The 20738-nt window shown below is 66.5% G+C and carries 18 protein-coding genes and 2 pseudogenes; 1 reads left to right on the top strand and 19 read right to left on the bottom strand.

All coding sequences use genetic code 11. The annotated features are described in order from the left end of the window. The 5 genes and pseudogenes from D6C00_RS16545 to D6C00_RS04280 all read right to left on the bottom strand — a co-directional run bounded on the left by D6C00_RS16545 (position 1) and on the right by D6C00_RS04280 (position 5526). Entirely contained in the window at positions 1-576 is a 576-nt protein-coding gene (locus D6C00_RS16545) for an EF-hand domain-containing protein (protein WP_125180458.1), read from the bottom strand. Further along, positions 483-3198: pseudogene (locus D6C00_RS04265) on the bottom strand (cation-transporting P-type ATPase). The gene D6C00_RS16545 and the pseudogene D6C00_RS04265 overlap by 94 nt, the downstream one beginning before the upstream one ends. A gap of 140 nt (positions 3199-3338) precedes the next feature. Further along, entirely contained in the window at positions 3339-3842 is a 504-nt protein-coding gene (locus tag D6C00_RS04270; protein ID WP_125180459.1) for a cytochrome P460 family protein, read from the bottom strand. A 366-nt stretch (positions 3843-4208) separates the two neighbouring features. Further along, positions 4209-4613, bottom strand: coding sequence for a hypothetical protein (locus D6C00_RS04275; protein ID WP_125180460.1), 405 nt, complete (start codon positions 4611-4613; stop codon positions 4209-4211). 487 nt (positions 4614-5100) lie between these two features. Then, on the bottom strand, positions 5101-5526 hold the full coding sequence (locus D6C00_RS04280) for a hypothetical protein (RefSeq protein WP_125180461.1): 426 nt from the start codon (positions 5524-5526) through the stop codon (positions 5101-5103). 800 nt (positions 5527-6326) lie between these two features. On the opposite strand from D6C00_RS04280, the gene D6C00_RS04285 reads away from it, so the two are divergent. After that, a complete protein-coding gene (locus D6C00_RS04285) occupies positions 6327-7166 on the top strand; it encodes a hypothetical protein (protein ID WP_125180462.1) in 840 nt (279 codons plus the stop codon). Positions 7167-7281: 115 nt separating this feature from the next. Here the strand turns inward: D6C00_RS04285 and tldD are convergent, their stop codons facing one another. From tldD to D6C00_RS04350, 14 genes and pseudogenes are all read right to left on the bottom strand, one after another. Next, positions 7282-8730, bottom strand: a complete 1449-nt coding sequence (gene tldD / locus D6C00_RS04290; RefSeq protein ID WP_125180463.1) for a metalloprotease TldD — start codon at positions 8728-8730, stop codon at positions 7282-7284. A 153-nt stretch (positions 8731-8883) separates the two neighbouring features. Then, positions 8884-9708 (bottom strand): carbon-nitrogen hydrolase family protein, encoded by an 825-nt coding sequence (locus D6C00_RS04295; RefSeq protein ID WP_125180464.1) that lies wholly within the window; start codon positions 9706-9708, stop codon positions 8884-8886. Beyond that, positions 9705-10067, bottom strand: a complete 363-nt coding sequence (locus D6C00_RS04300) for a hypothetical protein (protein WP_125180465.1) — start codon at positions 10065-10067, stop codon at positions 9705-9707. The genes D6C00_RS04295 and D6C00_RS04300 overlap by 4 nt, the downstream gene beginning before the upstream one ends. Before the next feature lie 34 nt (positions 10068-10101). Further along, positions 10102-10287, bottom strand: a complete 186-nt coding sequence (locus D6C00_RS04305) for an AsmA-like C-terminal region-containing protein (RefSeq protein WP_158675284.1) — start codon at positions 10285-10287, stop codon at positions 10102-10104. Further along, positions 10217-10777, bottom strand: a complete 561-nt coding sequence (locus D6C00_RS16700) for a YhdP family protein (protein WP_399361201.1) — start codon at positions 10775-10777, stop codon at positions 10217-10219. The genes D6C00_RS04305 and D6C00_RS16700 overlap by 71 nt, the downstream gene beginning before the upstream one ends. Further along, a pseudogene (locus tag D6C00_RS04310) lies at positions 10698-13916 on the bottom strand (YhdP family protein); the annotation flags it as partial. The pseudogene D6C00_RS04310 and the gene D6C00_RS16700, both read right to left, overlap by 80 nt. A gap of 33 nt (positions 13917-13949) precedes the next feature. After that, the gene (rng, locus tag D6C00_RS04315; protein ID WP_125180468.1) at positions 13950-15401 is read right to left on the bottom strand and encodes a ribonuclease G; all 1452 of its coding nucleotides are present in this window, start codon (positions 15399-15401) and stop codon (positions 13950-13952) included. A 17-nt stretch (positions 15402-15418) separates the two neighbouring features. Continuing rightward, the gene (locus D6C00_RS04320; protein ID WP_125180469.1) at positions 15419-15985 is read right to left on the bottom strand and encodes a Maf family protein; all 567 of its coding nucleotides are present in this window, start codon (positions 15983-15985) and stop codon (positions 15419-15421) included. Between the two features lie 13 nt (positions 15986-15998). Continuing rightward, entirely contained in the window at positions 15999-16469 is a 471-nt protein-coding gene (gene rlmH / locus D6C00_RS04325) for a 23S rRNA (pseudouridine(1915)-N(3))-methyltransferase RlmH (protein WP_125180470.1), read from the bottom strand. A 12-nt stretch (positions 16470-16481) separates the two neighbouring features. Continuing rightward, positions 16482-16853 (bottom strand): ribosome silencing factor, encoded by a 372-nt coding sequence (gene rsfS, locus D6C00_RS04330; RefSeq protein WP_206609503.1) that lies wholly within the window; start codon positions 16851-16853, stop codon positions 16482-16484. 25 nt (positions 16854-16878) lie between these two features. Then, the gene (gene nadD / locus D6C00_RS04335; protein ID WP_125180471.1) at positions 16879-17502 is read right to left on the bottom strand and encodes a nicotinate-nucleotide adenylyltransferase; all 624 of its coding nucleotides are present in this window, start codon (positions 17500-17502) and stop codon (positions 16879-16881) included. A gap of 52 nt (positions 17503-17554) precedes the next feature. Next, entirely contained in the window at positions 17555-18838 is a 1284-nt protein-coding gene (locus D6C00_RS04340) for a glutamate-5-semialdehyde dehydrogenase (RefSeq protein WP_125180472.1), read from the bottom strand. Positions 18839-19090: 252 nt separating this feature from the next. Continuing rightward, positions 19091-20113: a DNA polymerase III subunit delta gene (gene holA, locus D6C00_RS04345; protein ID WP_125180473.1), complete on the bottom strand. Its 1023-nt coding sequence runs from the start codon at positions 20111-20113 to the stop codon at positions 19091-19093. Further along, positions 20113-20628, bottom strand: coding sequence for an LPS-assembly lipoprotein LptE (locus tag D6C00_RS04350; RefSeq protein ID WP_158675285.1), 516 nt, complete (start codon positions 20626-20628; stop codon positions 20113-20115). Before D6C00_RS04350 ends, holA begins: the two co-directional genes overlap by 1 nt. Positions 20629-20738 lie beyond the last annotated feature (110 nt).

A 20738-nucleotide genomic window follows, 5' to 3' on the forward strand; every position in this document is an offset into this window, starting at 1 on the left:
TCAGTCGCGACTGTAGGGTGCGGCACCGGGCTCGGAGATTTCGCTCTCCTCCGGCGGCGACAGTCGGCCCTCACCCTCGAAGGCGCTGAACTCGCTGCTGTCGAGCTGACCATCCTGGTTGGCGTCAGCCTTCTCCCAGTTGGCCTCCAGGCCCTTGTGCGCCGCGGCCTCCTCGCTACTGATGTAACCGTCACCGTCGCGATCCAGGCCCTCGAAGGTCATCTGGCCCATTTCGTTTTCTTCCGACATCATCGCCTTCTCGCCGGCGGAAGCGGTTCCGCCCAGTACCAGCAGCGCGGCTGCCAGCCCGGTGATCATGGTGTATCTGGACATTGCCTTTCTCCCTGTTATCTGGATTGCCAAGGTCTTGCACGCAGGAAGTATAGTCGTCCGGCGCAAGCCTGCCGGGCGGGAACGGGCAGGACGCACGGGGAATCTTCGAAAGCTGATATAAATCAACCTGCGGGGCCTGTCGGCGCCGGTCATGAAATCCGGCGCCGCAGCCGCCGGAAAACGGTCTTCTCGAGTTCCACCAGCGTGAACAGTGCCGCCCCGAAGGCCAGGATGATGCCCCATTCCCCCCACCCCAGGGCGGCGGTCCCGAACAGGTACTGCAGCGGCGGGGCATAGGTGAACAGGGCCTGCAGGATGACCAGAACGCCAACGGCGATGAGCACGGCGCGACTGCCCAGCAGACCGGCGCGGTTGAACACCGGCTCCAGGATGTAGCGGCTGTTGAACAGGTAGACAAGCTCGCCCATGACCAGGGTGTTGATGGCGACGGTCCGGGCGACCTCCACCTCCGCGCCCTGCCATTCCATCCACAGGAAGTGGCCGAAGGTCCCTGCCAGCAGCAGCGCCGAGACGAAGGCCACGCGCCAGATCAGGAAACCCGAGAGCACCGGCGTGCCGGGCGGCCGCGGCGGACGCCGCATGACGCCGGGCTCGGCGGGCTCGAAGGCCAGGGCGAGCCCCAGGGTGACAGCGGTGACCATGTTCACCCACAGCACCTGCGCCGGCATGAGCGGCAGGGTCAGCCCCAGCAGCACGGCGGCCATGATGGTGAAACCCTCGCCGCCGCTGGTGGGCAGCAGAAACAGGATGGCCTTGCGCAGGTTGTCGTAGACGGTACGGCCCTCCTCCACGGCATGGGCGATGGAGGCGAAGTTGTCGTCGGCGAGCACCATCTCGGCGGCCTCGCGGGCGGCCTCGGAACCCTTGATGCCCATGGCCACCCCCACATCGGCGCGCTTGAGCGCCGGGGCGTGCGTTGACGCCGTCACCGGTCATGGCCACCACCTGGCCGTTGGCCTGGATGGCGCGCACCAGCCGCAGCTTGTGCTCCGGGGTGGCGCGGGCGAACACGTCCACCTCCCGCACCGTCTGCTCCATCGCGGTATCGGAGAGCGGCTCCAGTTCATGCCCCGGCATGACCCCGCCGCCGGTACGGATACCGAGTTCGTCGGCGATGGCCCGGGCGGTGACCGCATGATCGCCGGTGATCATCTTCACCCGGATGCCGGCGTCCTGGCACTGCCTGACCGCCTCAATGGCCTCGGCCCGGGGCGGATCAATGATGCCGCACACGGCCACCAGGGTCAGGCCGCCATCCTCCACGTCCGAAAATTCCAGCGTACGCTTGTCCGCACCCACCTCCCGAACCGCCAGCGCCAGCAGGCGCTGGCCGCGGGCGGCGATGGCATTCATGCGTTCCTCCCAGCGGTCACGTTCGACGGCCCGGTCGCCGTCGCGGGTGCGTTCCCGTTCGCACACGGCCAGTACGCGTTCGGGGGCGCCCTTGAGCAGGATGAAGCCGCGCTGGTCCTCGTGATGATGGTGATGCAGGGTGACCATGAACTTGTAGGCGGATTCGAAGGGGATCACGTCGTCGCGGGGATAGCGTTCGGCGGTCTCGACGGGGTCCAGGCCGCCCTTGCGCGCTGCGGTGACCAGCGCCCCTTCCGTGGGATCGCCCTCCAGCTCCCACACGCCGTCGCGCTGATGGAGTTCGGCATCGTTGCACAGCAGGATGCCGCGCAGCGCCTCGGCCAGCACCGGGTGATCCTCGGGGTCCACGTCCTGCCCGTCCCGGTTGAAACCGCCGTGGGGCTCGTAGCCCACACCGCTGACCTCGAAGGTGTCCTCGGCGGTGACGATGGACTTGACGGTCATCTCGTTGCGGGTGAGCGTGCCGGTCTTGTCGGTGCAGATGGTGGTAACCGAACCCAGTGTTTCCACCGCCGGCAGGCGCCGGATGATGGCATTGCGCCTGGCCATGCGCTGCACGCCGATGGCCAGGGTGATGGTCATGATGGCCGGCAGACCCTCGGGGATGGCAGCCACCGCCAGGCTCACCGCCGCGAGGAAGGTATCCAGAAAATCGTAGTCCCGCACCCAGTAGCCGAAGGCGAAGGTGAAGCCGGCCAGTACCAGGATGGCCAGCGACAGCCAGCGCCCGAACACGGCGATGTCGCGCAGCAGCGGTGTGGTGAGGGTCTCCACCTCCCCGAGCAGGGTGGAGATGCGCCCGATCTGGGTGTCCGCGCCGGTCCCGACCACCAGGCCCCGTCCCTGGCCGAAGGCGACCAGGGTGCCGGAAAAGGCCATGCAACTGAGGTCGCCCAGGTCCGCCTGCGCACCGACCGCTTCGGTCTGCTTGTCCACGGCCACCGACTCGCCGGTGAGCAGCGCCTCGTCGATGCGCATGTTGTGCACCCGCAGCAGGCGCAGGTCGGCCGGCACCTTGTCGCCGGCCTGCAGGAACACCAGATCACCGGGCACCAGTTCCTCGGCGGGCACGGTGCGCCGCTGCCCGTCGCGCAGCACCAGGGCCCGGGGCGAGAGCATGCCGCGAATCGCGTCCAGGGCCTGCTCCGCCTTGCCCTCCTGGATGAAGCCAATGATGGCGTTGATGAGCACCACGCCCAGGATCACCCCGGTGTCCACCCAGTGACGCAGGAAGGCGGTGCCGACCGCGGCGGCGATCAGCACATAGATGAGCACATTGTGGAACTGCAGCAGGAAACGCTTGAGCGGACCGGTGCGCTCCGGGGGCGGCAGGCGGTTGTAACCGTAGCGTTCCAGGCGCTCGCGCACCTGAGTGTCCGACAGGCCCAGCTCGGTGGCGTCGAGCCGGGCCAGGACCTCATCGCGCTCCAGGCTGTGCCAGGCAGGTGTGTCAGGCGGGGCATCACTCATGACGGGGGTGTTCCATGGTCACTTCAGGCGTATATGAAGCATACACCCGTCGTGATCGGCAAGCAGTCCCGGGCGGCGGGGAAGGAGAGTGTGATCGTCAAGGCACCGGGGACGCAGTATTACCGGCCTGGAACTTCCGTTTACCTGAGCTGCGGGAATGGCGCCGGGTCCGTGAACACCCAGTTACGGTCCTTCACCGGGGTATGACAGGCGATGCAGACCTGCATGCCGCCGTCGAAGGGCTTCTGCTCCAGTCCCACCCAGCGCGCCCAGCCCCAGCCATGGGTCTCCGAATGCTTGTCTGAGTCCCTGAACATGAACTCGGCGTGGACGAACTCACCGGGCGCCGTCGCCTCCTCCCAGTTCTCGAGCTGGACATCCTTCCACACCACCTTGCCCAGAATGGCGCCGTCAGGCCAGGGATCGGTCTGCCCCGAACGCGCCGCCTTCACCGCCGCCGCATTGCCCAGGATCACCCGCAGGGTGTTGTTGTCCGTGCGGTGCGAGACCGCGATGGTCGACCATTCCTGCCAGCCTTCCGGATAGGCGATGCCGTGCGACGGCCCTGGGATATCGCCGGCCGGAGACATGCCCGGCAGCGCCATGGCCAGCGCGGAAATCAACACCTGTGCCGTGTATTTCATGAGCGCACCTCGCATGTGAGTATATTTTGTTGAGGGATCGGGTATTGAGTATAGTACGGGCAGCAGCGGGCAACGATTCCTGTTTGCCAGCGCCTCCGTGGCAGGTTCCGACGATCCGATATATTTTTCCTTCAACCGCTCGACATGGCCGGTCAGGTCATCGACGGTTTCCTTGAGCAGCTCGAGCCCTTCCAGCGCCGGATCGTTCAGCTTGCGGCCGCTGCATGAGACGCATGAAACAGCTGGTCACCGTCGTCACGATGGCGCCGAAGGAGCCGGCGGACGAACTCCGCAACCCCCGCTCAGTCAGGATGGGTATTGTCTTCACGGAATAGGCCGCACAGAAGGAAAGCGACGAAACAGGCTTCACGCCCATCCCCGTATCCTGGCTGCCACATACGGCGCCGCCGCCGTGACCAGCAGAACAAGGGGCCAGAGGTTGCCATCCCTGAAGGTATAGGCTTCGAGCAACTCCGGCCAGGGCCTGCCCTGGACGAGACGCCCGAACGCGAATTCGAAGATCAGGGTGAGGCACAGCCAGCCCAGACCGACGGTGAGGTAACCCGCCACCGGCATCCGCCCGAGCCAGGGCAGCGAAAGGTATGCAACTGCAAGGATCAGCGCGGAAAGCAGAATACCGCTGAGGATGAGCGCCAGGGGCTTGTCCAGCATTGGGAGAAGGACGGCTTCGCGCAGCATGCCATTAATAACCGCCAGGACGAGGATTCCCAGCCAGATCACCAATACCCTGCCAGGGGTGCCGAGTATCATGACCTATGCATATCAGGGTTATGGAATCATCAGGCTCAATATCAGCGGCAACTACACCCTGAGCCTGTTTTTCGCCGCAACAATATGTTGCCATAGAATTCCGAACCGCATTCGGTACATCGATAGTAGTTGCGCGGCCGTTTCCAAAGATAGGCACCGAGACCGCCGCAAACAGCGACGACCAGACCCGCCCAGATCATATGAGACCCCCAGAGCGGCTGCGCAATCAATAAACCGCCCAGAAGAAAAACGGCAAAATACCCAATCCCGGCAAAAGGGCTCAGCGAAGGCTGCTTTGTCGATAGCCACAACGTATCCGGCTCAATCTTACCGATGCAGCTCAACTCGGCATTACATGTCTTACATTTTTTCATGGGTAGTTCGGAGATCTAACGCCCTTGTTCAGCGGCAGCCTTGGAAGCGCGATGCGCTGTAAAGGCTGTCCGATGGAGGCACCGAAGGTGCCGGAATGCACTGGAACAGTTTGTTAGCTATCTGAGTCCGCGTCATCAACGAGCTGGTACTCGATATTCAGCGGTTTGAAAAATGAATACAACCAAAGACCGAATGCCGTAACACTGCCTACTAGCGCTGTAAATATAGCCGCCATAAAAAGCCCCATTAGTGGCCCGATGTAAAGCGCCTTAAGACCTGTAACAGGTTGCTCATTCCATGTCAGCGTAGACGTCCCGGTCGCCGCCAGGACTCCAAATAGTACAAACAGCGGAATAAACCCTGCCGTCAGCCCTATACCGATTAGCTTATATACTGTTCCGGCCCGGACCTTAGCGACTTTTATAGCTGGCACTTCGATTCTCCATAATTTATTTTTATCTAACAGTATCTTAGATGGATTCTTTTGTATTGGTAATAGTGCGGAATCGGGATATTGTGCGAATTGCCGAATTCGCATATCGCGGTCACGCCTTATCCCGATCTTTAAACAGAATTATTATGAAATCAAGAAAATAAGCCGATTGGTATTACGGAGAAGCAACCGCAATAGGCCGCCAATACCGGCTTTCGGGACACTGCGCATAAACGGGGTCAATAAACGGGGTCATAAACGGGGTCAGGTCTTGCAATCAAACATTCGCTTGTCGCATTGCAAGACCTGACCCTTATGCTCTGCTTGTCGCATTGCAAGACCTGACCCTTATGCTCTGACCCTTATGCTCACGGAGGATCAGTGACCCGGGCTCGCCCAGGACCGGAACAAGCAACGCCTCCCGCAGCAGGCCATTGGCGACAGCCAGTACCAGGATTCCCAGCCACACCACGACTGCTTTACCAATGCTCCCGAGAGGCAGGATGTGTCCCATAGCGCCAGCAGGAATTCAGGCTGCGAACCAAAGCCTGTAATGCAAATGATTATCAATCGTTCGTTACCCTTGCCAGTCTTTATTGCGCTCATCCGGCAAGTGTAGGTCAGTGCCCGATCCGGACCTCCTTTTCCGCCTATAGGGGCACGGGACAGCAGCCGATTTTTCCAACACACGCGGCCACGTCAAATGCTGATGTAGCCGCTGGTCATGCGGAGTGCAGCAATCAGCAGCATTACCTCTCAAGAACAGACAGGGATGAGGAACGGAGCCATCACACCGACATGCATCCATTAAGTCTGTCGCCCATCACATAATCGAAACCAAACCGTCAGGAGGGCTCAAAATGATACAACCTCACTCCTCGGGAGCAAGCACGGCTGCAGGCATATTGGCAACTGCGGCCCTGGTCTTCTCCGCCAATGCCGCGGCATGGAGCTTCAGCATGGATTTCAAGGGCTACATGACCCTGTTGACGCCTGAAGGCGAGATGGTGAGAAACACCTCGTTCGCCGACGAGCCCAGATTCCAGGGCTACCGCTCGCCCATCAACGGCACCATGGTCATGACCACCAACAACCAGGGCATGTCCGGCAGCGCCACCTTCGAACCCTTCCCCTTCTTCGGCGTTGAAGCCAGCGGCCGCGATATCACCTTCGTCTCGACCGATAATCTTCTGGGCATACCCACGAACACCCTGCTGCTGGGCAACATGCTGTTCGACTGGTCCGGCAACAACGGTATCCCGGTAAGCCTGGTGCTGGACATGGGCAACCTCACCACGGCGCTCATGAACTCGAGCCCCGGCGATGTCATTCGGGGAGTCATGACTCCTCCGACCGACAATACCGTCATCACCCTGCAGGATGGCAGCACGACTACCATGCCGGTGGGCCCAGCCATCGTCGCAACCACCACCTGGAATACAACAGACGTGGACACCGACAGCGACGGAGAACCTGGACCACTTCAGCTCGGTGTCAATCCCAGCGGCACGACGCCGCTGCTGTATGACACCGTCATCGACAAGACCAATGGCGATATCGGCCTCGGCGGCAGCCCGATGCGGACCCCGCCCTTCATGGGCTTCAATGCCAATTTCGACATCGTGGAAATCACGGTGACCTGCGTCAGTCTGACGGATGGCTGCGAAGTGCCCGTGCCGGAGGTTCCGTTGTCCGCCGAGCCTCTGAAGCCGTTGCTTGACACCGCTGGCGGACTGTTCCCCTGAGGACTCAGGTTCAGTGGGCTGCTCCAGGGATCGGTGACAACTGCTGATCATTTGCACTTTCAGTTGTCACCGACCCCCATTTCCATCTTGTAACGCAAGGCCTGACGCTTTCCCCTCAGCCGGCGCTGGTACCGCCGACGGTGAGGCCGGCCACGCGCAGGGTGGGCTGGCCCACGCCCACCGGCACGCTCTGGCCTTCCTTGCCACAGGTGCCCACGCCCATGTCCAGTGCCAGGTCGTTGCCGACCATGTCCACGCGGGTGAGTACGTCGGGGCCGTTGCCGATCAGGGTCGCGCCCTTGACCGGCGCGGTGATCTTCCCGTTCTCGATCAGGTAGGCCTCGCTGGCGGAGAAGACGAACTTGCCGGAGGTGATGTCCACCTGGCCGCCGCCGAAGTTGACGGCGTACAGGCCCTTGTCCACGGAGGCGATGATCTCCTGCGGGTCGTACTTGCCGGGCAGCATGTAGGTGTTGGTCATGCGCGGCATGGTCTGGTGGGCGTAGGATTCGCGCCGGCCGTTGCCGGTGGGCTGCACGCCCATCAGGCGGGCATTCATCTTGTCCTGCATGTAGCCCTTGAGCACGCCGTTCTCGATCAGGGTGGTGCACTGGGCCGGGGTGCCCTCGTCGTCGATCTGCAGCGATCCGCGGCGCCCGGCAAGGGTGGCGTCGTCGACCACGGTGCACTGGTCGGAGGCGACCTTCTGGCCGACCTTGCCGGCGAAGGCGGAGGTGCCCTTGCGGTTGAAGTCGCCCTCCAGGCCGTGGCCGATGGCCTCGTGCAGCAGCACGCCGGGCCAGCCGGGACCGAGCACCACGGTCATGTGGCCGGCCGGGGCCTCGACCGCCTCCAGGTTGGTGAGCGCCTGGCGCACCGCCTCGCGGGCGTGCCACAGGGCGCGGCCGTCGCTGGTGAGGATGTCGAAGCCGCCGCGGCCGCCGCCGCCGGAGCTGCCCTGCTCGTAGCGGCCGTTCTCCTGGGCGATGACGCTGACGTTCATGCGCACCAGCGGGCGCACGTCGGCGGCAAGGGTTCCGTCGCTGGCGGCGACCAGCACCACCTCGTGCACGCCGGCCAGGCTGACCACGACCTGGTCGACGCGCGGGTCCTGGCGCCGGGCCTCGGCGTCGATCTGCTTGAGCAGGGCGACCTTGTCGTCGGCGCTCAGGGTCTCCAGCGGGTCCAGCGGGCGGTACAGGTCCAGGGTGCCGGTCGGCTGCCAGGCGCGGACGGCGCCGCTGCCGCCGGGGCCGGCGATGGCGCGGGCCGCGCCCGAGGCCTGCAGCAGGGCCGGCAGCATGATCTCGTCGGAGTAGGCGAAACCGCTCTTCTCGCCGCTGATGGCGCGCACGCCGGCGCCCTGCTCCACACTGTGGTTGCCTTCCTTGACGATGCCGTCCTCCAGCACCCAGGACTCGAACCGGGTGGACTGGAAGTACAGGTCGGCAAAGTCGATGCTGTGCCCGAGCATGCTGTCGAGCACGGTGCCGAGGTCGTTGTCGCCGATGCCGGCCGGTTCCAGCAGAAAGCGGCGGGCGGTGTCGAGTGGGGTTTGACTCATGAAGGTGTCAATCCTATTTGCGTGTAATGCCCTTTGATCCGAATGGCACTGATTTCAGCCGCGTCATCCCCGCGGAGGCGGGGATCCAGCGTACACTTGCTCTGCCAGGCACTGGATTCCCGCCTTCGCGGGAATGACGGATAAACAATAGATTTATAGTGGACCGCACTTGATCCGGCGATGCTCGATGCTCGGAAACAGCCGCCGGGTGGATTCCAGGTAACCGCGATCGAGTTTCGCCATGATCACGCCGGTTCCGCGCGGCAGGCGTTCCAGCACCGTACCCCAGGGATCGACGATCATGGAGTTGCCGTAGGTCTCGCGCCCGTTCAGATGATAGCCGCCCTGGGCCGAGGCGATGACATAGCACAGGTTCTCGATGGCGCGACTGCGCACCAGGGCGTCCCAGTGCGCCTTGCCGGTCAGGGCGGTGAAGGCCGAGGGCACGGCCAGGATCTCCACGCCGCGGTCCAGCATCACCCGATAAAGCTCCGGGAAACGCAGGTCGTAGCATACCGACAGGCCCAGCCGCCCGAAGGGGGTGTCGACCACGGTGATGTCGTTGCCCGGCTCGATGGTCTCGGACTCGGTGTACTTCTCGCCGCTGCCGACCACCTCCACGTCGAACAGGTGCATCTTGTCGTAGCGCGCCACCCGCTCGCCCTCGGGATTGATCAGCAGACAGGCGGCGCGGATCTTGTCCGGCGCGTCGGCCTGCAGCGGGACAGTGCCGCCGACCAGCCACAGCCTGTGGCGTCTGGCCTGGCGGGCGAGAAACTCCTGGATCGGCCCCTCGCCCGACGCCTCGCGCTGCTCGACCTTATCCGACTCATGGATGCCCATGATGGCGAAATTCTCCGGCAGCACCACCAGTTCGGCGCCTCTTTTCGCCGCCTCCTCGATCATGCGCTCGGCCTCGAGCAGGTTGGCGTTGACGTTGGGCCCGGAGGCCATCTGGATGCTTGCCACTTGCGTCACTGCGACGGCTCCATCGACTCGGCCCCACGGCCGGTTAGCAGTTCGACACCCAGGGCGGCCTCACGCACTCCGCCCGGTGCCAGTTCAATCCGCGCGCCCGGCACCCCGAGCGCGATCAGCCAGGAGCGCAGCTCATGCGCCCACATCCCGCCGGCCTCGCCGCCGGGATAATGAATCAGCAGGCGGCTGCCGGACTGTTCGTCCAGCCCCAGCACCAGCTCGCGCAGGCGCTCATCGGCGAGCAGATCCGCCCCCTGCCGCGGCCGCATCCACACCTCCGCCGACATGACATACATGGGGGCGGCGGAGACGGCAGCAAAGGGAAGTATCAGAAACAGAAAGGTTATTACCGCTCTCATAGGCGCAGCATATCACAGGCGGGGCGGGCTCCGGTCATGGCGCGCCGGCCGCGTCGGCGTCCGGCGTCTCCCGGTTCAGGCGGCGGAACACCGGATCCTGCCAGCTGCCGGTAACGGTGTACTGGTAGCGCGCCATGTCCTCGAACTGTTTACCCAGGAAACGGTCGGCCAGGAACAGGGCCGCCGCCGACGACGGGGCCGCCGGCGATGGCCCCGGCAATGGGCAACCCGGAGGAGACCTCGGGCGTGACCGTGACCAGCTGGTCATAGTCCTGCTCGGCCAGGCCGATGCGGCCCGAGATGTCGATGCGCGCCGACGGCCCCTGGATGATCAGGTCCTGGGTATAGGCATTGGAGTCGATCAGGGTGAAGTGGCCCTCGATGCGGTCGAAGGCGAACCCGCGCTTGAACAGGTCGGAGAAATCCAGGGTCAGCCGGCGCGGCAGCGCATGCAGGTTGAGCAGGCCGAAGACGCGGCCCGCCCCCGGGTCCAGCTTGATCAGCTGTCCGGCACCGATGCGCAGGGCCAGGGTACCCTCGACCGCCTTGAGAGCGAAGTCCATGGGCGCGCCGGGCCAGTTGGCGTTGATCTCGCCGTGGGTGGCCCCGCCCTCGACATTGCCGCTGTAGCCGAAGGCGTTCAGCATCTGTCCCAGGTCGCTGCCGTGCAGTTCGATATCGAAGCGCGAGGCCTCGCGGCCCTCGCGCAGTGTCCAGTTGCCCTGGGCCGAGTAGCTTCAGCCAGTCGCCCTCGACCTCCAGCGATTCCACTTCCATGCCATGCGCCAGCGGCTCGCTGCGCAGCCGCACCCGGCCCAGATCGAGCTCGCCGTAGGTCAGATCGGTGATGTCCACGTCCAGCGGCGGCAGGCGGGCCGGATCGATGTCCTCCCCGGCCCCGTCGATCCCGCCCCGGGCCAGGACCAGGCGATCGAAGTCCAGGTCCAGCGGCAGGGTGGAATCGGCGCGCGGCAGCGCGATGCGACCGGCGATGTCCGGCCCGTCCAGGTCGATCCGCCAGACGCCGAGGTCGGGCCGGACCCGGGCGCCGACCCCGGCGAAGCGCTGGTTGAAAATCTCGAGATGCTGCACCTCGAGGGCGGCGCGGCGCAGCGCCAGCGCGGGCAGGGCCGCATCCCCCCCGGCCATGCCGTCCAGCACCTCACGCCAGGCATCGACCGACAGGCTGTCGAGGCGCCCGTGCAGCTCCAGCCCCGGGCCCTCGGGCAATTCGGCGGCACCGTCGTTGAAACGCAGCATGGCCCGGTCGAGGGTGACGGGACGGGCGGCGGAATCCAGCTCCAGCGCGGCCTGCAGATCCCCCAGCCGCAGGAACAGGGGCCCGGTTCCCTGGGGCTGGATGCGGGTCTGCAGCCGCAACGGCCGGCTCGCCGCCGCCGGCTTGCCCAGCGGCGGCGGCAGGTCGATTGCGACCCCCTCGAGTTCCGACTCGATCCGCAGCGGATAGCCTTCGACCTGGCGGCCGACGTCGAGCTGGAGACGCCAGTCGGCCTGCCCGGACAGATACCGCGCCAGCAGCGGATGGGCCTGGCCCAGGCGCTGCAGCAGCGGCAGCCGACCGGCCAGGCGCACCCGGGTCAGACCCGGGGTGTCCGGATGAGGCGCCAGTTCCAGACTCACCGGCGTCTGCCACAGCCGTGCCTCGAGCCCGGTGCCGCTGACCCGGGTCTCGGTGAAATCGATGCGCCCGCTGAGCGAATCCAGTGCCAGTTCCCGTGCCGGCAGCTGCAGCCGGTTGTCCTGCAGCTGCAGCTGGCCCGCCACCCGTGTCGTCCCGCGCTGGGCCCGGCGCAGGGGCAGATCGAGATCCAGCTCCAGGCCGGCCGTACCGCCGCCCTGCACCTGGCCGAGGGCATAGCCGCGCCGGGCCAGCGGGCTGTCCTGGAGGAAGCGCAGCATGTCGTCCAGCGGGCCGCGCACCCGGCCTTGGACCTTCAGCCGACTGCGCTTGAGATCGGGAATGTCGGCGGTCACGGCGGACAGGCGCGTCCCCAGGATGGCGCCGTCGACCGCCTCGATGTGCATGCCCTGGTTGATGAAGACCAGTTCGGCGTTCAGTTCCTCGATGCGGTGCCAGTCGGGATGGTAATCCAGGATGGCATCGCGAACCCGGGCGCGGATCTCCATCCGACCCTCGCCCTGCCGGAAGGGAAAGTCGGCCAGGCGGCCGCGGAACTCGACGCTGCCGGCATGGAGATCGCCACTGACAATGGCCCGGTCCAGCCAGTTGACCGTCTTCTCCGGCATGATGGCGGCCGGCAGGTAACGCCCGGTCATGGCGGCATCGCCCCGTTCGATCTCCGCCTGCAGATTCAGATGAGGTGAGGCGCCATCGCGCGGCAGTGCCAGTCGCAGCCGGCCGCTTGCGCCGATGTCGGTGTTGGCCAGGGCGAGCTGCTCGCTGTAGAGCAGCAGGTCATCCTCGTTTTGCTGCCAGTGCAGGCGGCCGGCCAGGCGCCCGATCGGGATGGGATCGCGGAACAGCGCCGGGGCGGTGAACCGACCGCCCGCCAGGTCGAGCTCGATCCGGCCGCGCTGCGGGCTGCCGATCAGACGGGCGCTGAGGCCGCTCACCCCGGGCAGGCGTGCATGCGGCTGCCAGGCCAGGGCCTCGAACCCGGCCCTGAAGCGGATATCCCGCCAGCCGTCCGCGTGCCGCTCGCCGCCCAGCTGCAGACCGCGCACCCGGCCCTGCGGGGCCAGCGCCTTCAGATCCAGCGGGATACCGGCAGCTTCGACCAGTACGGGCAGTGCCGGCTGCAGCAGTTCCAGCGGCAGGGTGTCCACGGCCAGCTGCACCCGGCGTCCGCCGCCAGCGGATCCTGCATCGGGGGCGGCCATGATCAGGCTCAGGCCGGTCGTCGGCCAGGCGCGCTCCGCCTGGATCAACTCCAGTTCATCCAGGCGGAGCTGCCAGGCCTCACCGCTGCGGTTCCAGTGCGCCCGGGTCGCCAGCCGGGTGCCGGCGAACAGGGGCGCGGCCCGCTCGCGGCTGGAGAACACCGGCAGATGCACGGCCAGCTCGCCCTCGGCGGCCGTGAGCCGGCCGGCCTGCAGCGTGGCCCAGAGCCGGGCGTCGAGTACGCCGCCGGCGTACCAGCGCTCGGACAGGTACCAGCCCAGCCATTCGCGCAGCATGAAGCCCTGCGCGTTCAGGTACAGGCGGCCGTGCCAGCGATCAGGCTGTTCGGGCGGCAGGACCAGATCCGCCCGCACCTCCAGCGTCCGGCCCAGGGAAGCGGTGGGGCTGGCCTGCAGCTCGAGCTGATGCCGGTCGCCGCGATTGCGCACGCGCAGGGCGATGTCGCGGAACACCATCCGTGGCTGGCCCAGGTAGCGATCCTCCCAGCCCAGGGTGACGTCCTGCATCTCGATACGCGGCTGCGCCGCAGCCAGTGCCAGGGGATTGATCAGGGGGACAGCATGTTCCCGACCGCGCAGTACGATGCGGCCGTCCTCGCGCCGGATCAGGTTCAGCTCGCTGCCATGCAGGGCGATACGGGCGCTGACCAGCTGATCCTGGCGCCAGGAGAGCCACAGGTCGATGCCGATGCGCAGTTCCTCGAGCTGCAGCAGCACCTCCTCGCCGCTGCGGTCGTAGAGCCGGGTATCCAGCAGCCGCAGCTCCGGTCCCAGCCCGTGCCAGCCCAGGTCCAGACGTTCGATGCGCACCGGATGCCCGACCCGCTGGGTGAGCCACTGCTGGAGTTCGCCGTGATAGTCGTCCAGCAGCGGCAGCACCAGACGCGCGGTACTGAGCAGCAGCGCCGCGACGATCAGCAGCGCGGCGGCCGTGTACCAGAACAGCCGCGTGGCCCGTCTCAACATGCAGGAAGGTCCCGGTCTCGCATGGCCGCATCCCTACATGAGGACGACGTCATACTGTTCCTGTGTATACAGCGACTCGACCTGGAACTTGATCGGCTTGCCGATGAAGGATTCCAGCTCCGCCAGGCTGGTCGATTCCTCGTCCAGCAGCAGGTCCACCACCTCGTGCGAGGCCAGCACCAGCAGCTGTTCGGCATCGTACTGGCGGGCCTCGCGCAGGATTTCGCGGAATATCTCATAGACCACCGTCTCCGGGGTCTTGAGCGAGCCCCGGCCGTTGCAGGTGGGACACAGGCCGCACAGCACATGTTCCAGGCTCTCGCGGGTGCGTTTGCGCGTCATCTGCACCAGCCCGAGGCTGGACACCTCACTGATGTGACTGCGGGCGTGATCGCGCTCCAGGTGCCGCTCCAGCGCGCGCAGCACCTGGCGCTTGTGATCCTCGTCGGACATGTCGATGAAGTCGATGATGATGATGCCGCCCAGATTGCGCAGGCGCAGCTGGCGGGCAATGGCCTGGGCCGCCTCCAGGTTGGTCTTGAAGATGGTCTCCTCGAGATTGCGATGCCCCACGTAGGCGCCGGTGTTGACGTCGATGGTGGTCATGGCCTCGGTCTGGTCGATGATGAGATAGCCGCCGGATTTGAGCTGCACCTTGCGGTCCAGGGCGCGCTGGATCTCGTCCTCGACGCTGTAGAGGTCGAAGATGGGCCGCTCGCCCGGGTAGTATTCCAGCCGCTCCACCACCTCGGGCACGAACTGCTCGCAGAAGCGCACCAGGCTGGCGTGGGTCTCACGCGAGTCCACCCGAACCTTCTCCACCTCCACGCCGACCAGGTCGCGCAGGGCGCGCTTGCTCAACAGCAGGTCCTCGTGGACCATCTCACCGGCGCGGGCCTGGCGGCCGCGCTCCTGGATCGCACCCCACAGCCGGCGCAGGAAGGCCATGTCCGACTGCAGTGCCTCGGCCGCCACCCCTTCGGCGGCAGTGCGCACGATGTAGCCCAGCCCCTCGTCGCCGGCGGTCTCCAGCACGACCTGCTTCAGACGCTGACGTTCGTTCTCGTCCTCGATCTTCTGGGACACCCCCACATTGGTGGCATAGGGCATGAACACCAGATAGCGCGAGGGGATGGTGATGTGGGTGGTCAGGCGCGCGCCCTTGGTGCCGAGCGGATCCTTGATCACCTGCACCAGCAGCTCCTGACCGTCGCGCAGCAGCTGGCTGATGGTGCTCGCACCCTCGGACTCGGTGTCGCGGGTGGCGATGTCCGAGGCGTGCAGGAAGGCCGCACGCTCCAGGCCGATATCCAGGAAGGCGGCCTGCATACCGGGCAGCACCCGGCAGACCACGCCCTTGTAGATATTGCCGACCAGGCCCAGGCTGCGCTCGCGCTCGATGAAGACCTCCTGCAGCACGCCGTTCTCGACCATGGCCACACGGGTCTCCTGCGGCGTGACATTGATCAGTATCTCTTCGCTCATGCAATTCCCGCTTACTATTATGTTATGCCGATGTCGGATTCACGCAGCAGCTCCGCGGTCTCGTACAGCGGCAGGCCCATCACGCCAGTGTAACTGCCCTCGAGATGGCTGATGAACATTGCCGCCCGGCCCTGGATGGCATAGGCCCCGGCCTTGTCCGCCGGCTCGCCGGTAGCCCAGTAGGCCTCGCACTCGGCGCGGGTCAGTGCGCGGAAGCGCACCCGGCTGCGGTTCAGGCGCACCGAGCCGCCGGCGCCGGTGACCAGGGCCACAGCACTGAGCACCTCGTGCTCGCGGCCCGACAGCCGTGCCAGCATGGCCAGGCCGTCTTCGCGGCCGGCCGGCTTGCCCAGCGCCACGCCGTCCAGACTGATCAGGGTATCGGCACCCAGGACCGGCAGTTCGACCCCGGACCGCGCGGCGAGTGTCCGTGCCTTGGTCAGGGCCAGACGGCAGACCAGATCCGCCACCGGCTCATCCCGCCGCGGCGTCTCATCGATATCCACCGCCTCGGCGCGGTGGGCCACGCCGAGCTGGTCCAGCAGTTCGCGGCGTCGCGGCGAGGCGGAAGCCAGCAGGATCATACTCGTCCTCCCGTCAGGCCCGATGATAGGGGTGACCGCTGATCAGACTCCAGGCCCGGTACAGCTGCTCGGCCAGCAGCACCCGCACCAGCGGATGCGGCAGGGTCAGGGGCGAGAGCGACCACTGCAGCCCGGCGCGCTCGCGGCAGGCGGCGGACAGGCCGTCGGGGCCGCCGACCAGCAGCGCCAGGTCGCGGCCGTCCTGCAGCCAGTCGCGCAGCCGCCCGGCCAGCTGTTCGGTGCTCCAGGCCTTCCCCCCGACCTCCAGAGCGATCGCCACCGCATCCCGCGGCACCGCCGCCAGCAGGCGTTCGCCTTCCTCGCGGCGGATGCGTTCCAGGTCGGGGTGCTTGCCGCGTCTGGCCGGGGCGATCTCGACCAGCTGCAGCCGGCACTCGTGCGGGAGACGCCTGGCATACTCGTTGAAGCCCGCCTCCACCCAGGTCGGCATCCGGGTGCCGACGGCCAGCAGATGGATCTGCATGCGCCGCCGGGCCTACACGCCCTGCAGATGCGCCGGGGCCTCGCCTTCCCCGCCGGTGTTCCAGAGCTTCTCCAGGTTATAGAAGGCGCGGGCCCGGGGCAGCATGACATGGGCCACCACGTCGCCCAGGTCGACCAGGATCCACTCCCCGCTGTCCTGACCCTCCACGCCGATCGGGCGCAGGCCCTGCTGTTTCGATTCGTCGATGACGTTCTCGGAGATCGAGCGGACGTGGCGGTCGGAGGTTCCGCTGGCAATGACCATGTAGTCGGTCACCGAGGTCAGGCCGCGAACATCGATGATGCTGATGTCCTGGGCCTTCATGTCCTCCATGGCCTGGACGACGAGGGTCTTGAGGGATTCGGTTGTGAGGGTTTCAGTCACGCGGCTTACCTGTGGGCTTGGGGGTTCAACAATACAGACGGTGTTCTACGAGATAATCGAGCACGGCCTCGGGCAGCAGATAGCGGCTGCTGCGCCCGGCGGCCTGCTGGGTACGGATGGCGGTGGCGGAGATCGCCAGCGAGGTGACCTCGCACTGGTACACAAGGCCGGCCGGACGGCCATGCAGGCGGGCGGGGTCAGCGACACCCCGCTCGGCCAGCAGCCGGGCCGCCTCACCCGTCGGCCGCACCCCGCCCGGGCGGGTCATCACCAGCAGGTGCGCCAGCTCCGGCAGTCGCTGCCACTGGTGCCAGCCGTCCAGGCCGGCGAAGGCATCCTCGCCCAGCACCAGGCCCAGCGGGCGTTCACCATGCTCGGCGCGCAGCGATTCCAGGGTATCGACCATGTAGGACGGCCCCGGCCGCGCGAGCTCGCGCTCGTCCAGCACCAGCCGGTCCTGCCCCTGGAGGGCGAGCGCGAGCATGTCGCGGCGCGCCCCGGGCGAGGCCTGCGGGGCCTCGCGGTGCGGCGGCTCGCGGGCCGGCAGCATCAGCATGGCCTCCAGGTTCAGCTGCTCCTGTACCTCCAGGGCGGTGCGCAGGTGACCGTAGTGAACCGGATCGAAGGTGCCGCCGTAGACGCCGATCATGTCCGGTCGTCGGGGCTGCAGCGGGGGAAAGGAATCCGGACAGGCGCCAAGCTCAGCCTCGCACCTGGCCGTCGCCCAGGACGACGAACTTCAGGGTGGTCAGGCCCTCCAGCCCCACCGGGCCGCGGGCGTGCAGCTTGTCGGTGCTGATGCCGATCTCCGCGCCCAGGCCGTACTCGAAACCGTCGGCGAAGCGGGTGGAGGCATTGACCATCACCGAGCTGGAATCGACCTCGCGCAGAAAACGCCGCGCCCGGCCGTAGTCCTCGGTGACGATGGCATCCGTGTGCTGGGAGCCGTGGGCGGCGATGTGGTCCATGGCCGTGTCCAGGTCGTCCACCACGCGCACGGCCAGGATCGGTGCCAGATATTCGGTGTCCCAGTCGGCGTCGGTCGCGGCGGTGATGTCGCCGAGGATGGCACGGGTACGCTCACAGCCGCGCAGTTCCACACCCTTGTCGCGGTAGGCCTCGGCCAGCCGCGGCAAAATGGAGTCGGCAATGCCCGTGTGCACCAGCAGGGTCTCCATGGTGTTGCAGGTGCCGTAGCGCTGGGTCTTGGCATTGAGGGCGATGGCGTAGGCCTTGTCCGGATCGGCGCGGTCGTCGATGTAGACATGGCAGACGCCGTCCAGATGCTTGATCACCGGGATGCGGGACTCGTTGCTCACCCGCTCGATCAGCCCCTTGCCGCCGCGCGGGATGATGACATCGACACAGTCCTGCATCCGCAGCAGCTCGCCCACGGCGGCGCGGTCGGGGGTCTCGATCACCTGCACCGCAGTGCCCGGCAGGCCGGCCTGGCCCAGGCCGATGCGGATGCAGGCGGCGATGGCCTGGTTGGAGTGCTGCGCCTCGGAACCGCCGCGCAGAATGGCGGCATTGCCCGACTTCAGGCACAGGGCGGCGGCATCGGCGGTCACGTTGGGGCGGGACTCGTAGATGATGCCGATCACCCCCAGCGGCACCCGCATGCGCCCGACCTGGATGCCACTGGGACGGTAGTTGAGATCCGAAATGGCGCCGACCGGATCGGGCAGCGCGGCGATCTGGCGCAGGCCCTCGGCCATGGCGGCGATGCGGTCATCGGTCAGCTCCAGCCGGTCCAGCAGGGCCGCGTCCAGGCCGCGCTCACGCCCGGCCTCCAGGTCGCGGGCGTTCTCTGCCTTGAGGCTGTCGACCGCGGCCTCGATGGCCTCGGCGATGGCATGCAGGGCCTGGTTGCGGGCCGCGGTATCGGAACGGCTCAGCAGCCGGGCGGCGGCACGGGCCTGCTCGCCGACCTGGCGCATGTAGGCGGCAACATCAGGTACGAGGGATTCGGGTGTGGCGTTCATCCTGCGGTGCGGGTTCCTGTCTGCTCCTGGAAAAATCAATCTGCCACGGAATCACACGGAAAATTGTCCAGAACTCCCGATCAATTCCCCTTGCCCGTCATTCCCGCGCAGGCGGGAATCCAGGCCATGGATGCCCGCCTGCGCGGGCATGACGAACAAATCAACTCTGTAGGTTGGGTTGGCCCGCAGGGCGTAACCCAACCTACAGCATTCGACTTGTCCGTACTTTCCGTGTTTTCCGTGGCCATTACCTCAGGCGGTCAGCCCGAGGGGCCGGCCCGCCAGATCCAGGCTCAATTGTACCAGTTCATCCCAGGGGTTGCCCGCGGCCTGGCCCTTGATGATACGGTCGATGCGGGCGCTGCGGCGCAGGAAGCCGTACCAGGCCGGCAGCCGGTGGCGCTGCAGGGCCTGGGCGACGACTGGCTGGCGGTTTTTCCACACCCGGAACCGGCCCTGCACCGCCGCCAGTGACTCGCCGTGGGCCAGGGCCCAGGCCATGGCCTCCAGGCTGCGCAGCTCGCGGTTCAGGGCCCAGTTGACCAGCACCGGCTCCACCCCCTCCTGGCGCAGGCCGGCGAGCATGCGCACGGCGCGCCCGGCCTGGCCGGTGAGCACCACGTCCACCAGGCCGAAGACGTCGAAGCGGGCACTGTCGGAGACCGCCTCGGCGACCCTGGCCGCATCCAGCTTCTCTCCGGGATACAGCAGCGCCAGCTTGTCCACCTCCTGGGCCGCCGCCAGCAGGTTGCCCTCGACCCGTTCGGCCAGCATCTGCACGGCCTCAGGCTCCGCGCTCAGGCCGGCCCGCTGCAGCCTCTGACCGATCCAGCGCGGCAGCTGGCGGGCATCGATCGGCCAGGCGGCCAGCGACACCCCGGCGCTGTCCAGCGCCTTGAACCATTTGGCCCGGCGCTGGGCCGCCTCCAGCTTGCCGCAGATGATCAGCAACAGGGTGTCCGGCGCCGGTGATTCGGTATAGGCGGTCAGGGCCCTGCTGCCGGCATCGCCCGGTTTGCCGGAGGGGATCCGCAGCTCCAGGATGCGCCGGTCGGCGAACAGCGACAGGGCGCTGGCGGCTTCGGTGAGCTGGCCCCAGTCGAAGCCGGTCTCGACGTGGAACACCTCCCGGTCCACGTAGCCCTGCTCGCGGGCGGAACCACGAATGGCATCGGCCGCCTCCTGGGCAACCAGGGTCTCCTCGCCATACAGCAGGTAGACCGGCGCCAGACCCTGTTTGAGATGGGTGCCCAGCTGCTCGGGCCTGAGCTGCATCAGTCCGCCCCGTCCGAGCCCAGCGCCTGCAGGCGCAGCATCACCAGCTGGGCGATGTCGCGGCGCATCTCGGTGCGGATCTCGGCCTCCTGACTGCCGCTGGCCAGCGGATCATTGCGGTCGTAGAGGTATTCACGCGCCAGTTCCAGCCGCTGCGGCTCCAGCAGCACCCGGCCGTCGGTGGTGCGCACACTGAACACCAGCCGCTGGATCAGCTCATATTCCTGCACCTTGCCGCCGCCCTGCACCGACAGCACCCGCCGGAAGGCCTGGTTGTCGACGACATCCAGGATGGCCGTGGCCTGCTCGGCGGATTCCACCACCTCCGTGCCGGAGCCCTCCAGCAACATCCGCAGGTCCCGGCTCAGATCACTGTACTGGCCCAGGCCCTGGATATGGGTGCGCGCCATCTCGGGCGGCAGGTTCACCTGGCCGCGCAGGTGGAAGCCGCAGGCGGAGAGGGTCAGGGCCAGCAGCAGGATGGAAACAATGGACAGGTAATGGGGTCGGGTCATGGGGTATCCAGTTTGTTCAGCGTGAAGGCCGTAGGTCGGGTTAGCCTGAAAGGCGTAACCCGACTCTCGCCGCGACATGTCGGGTTACGCTGCGGCTGACCCGACCTACA

This window comes from Thiohalobacter thiocyanaticus (assembly GCF_003932505.1).
In the GTDB taxonomy this organism is placed as follows: domain Bacteria; phylum Pseudomonadota; class Gammaproteobacteria; order Thiohalobacterales; family Thiohalobacteraceae; genus Thiohalobacter; species Thiohalobacter thiocyanaticus.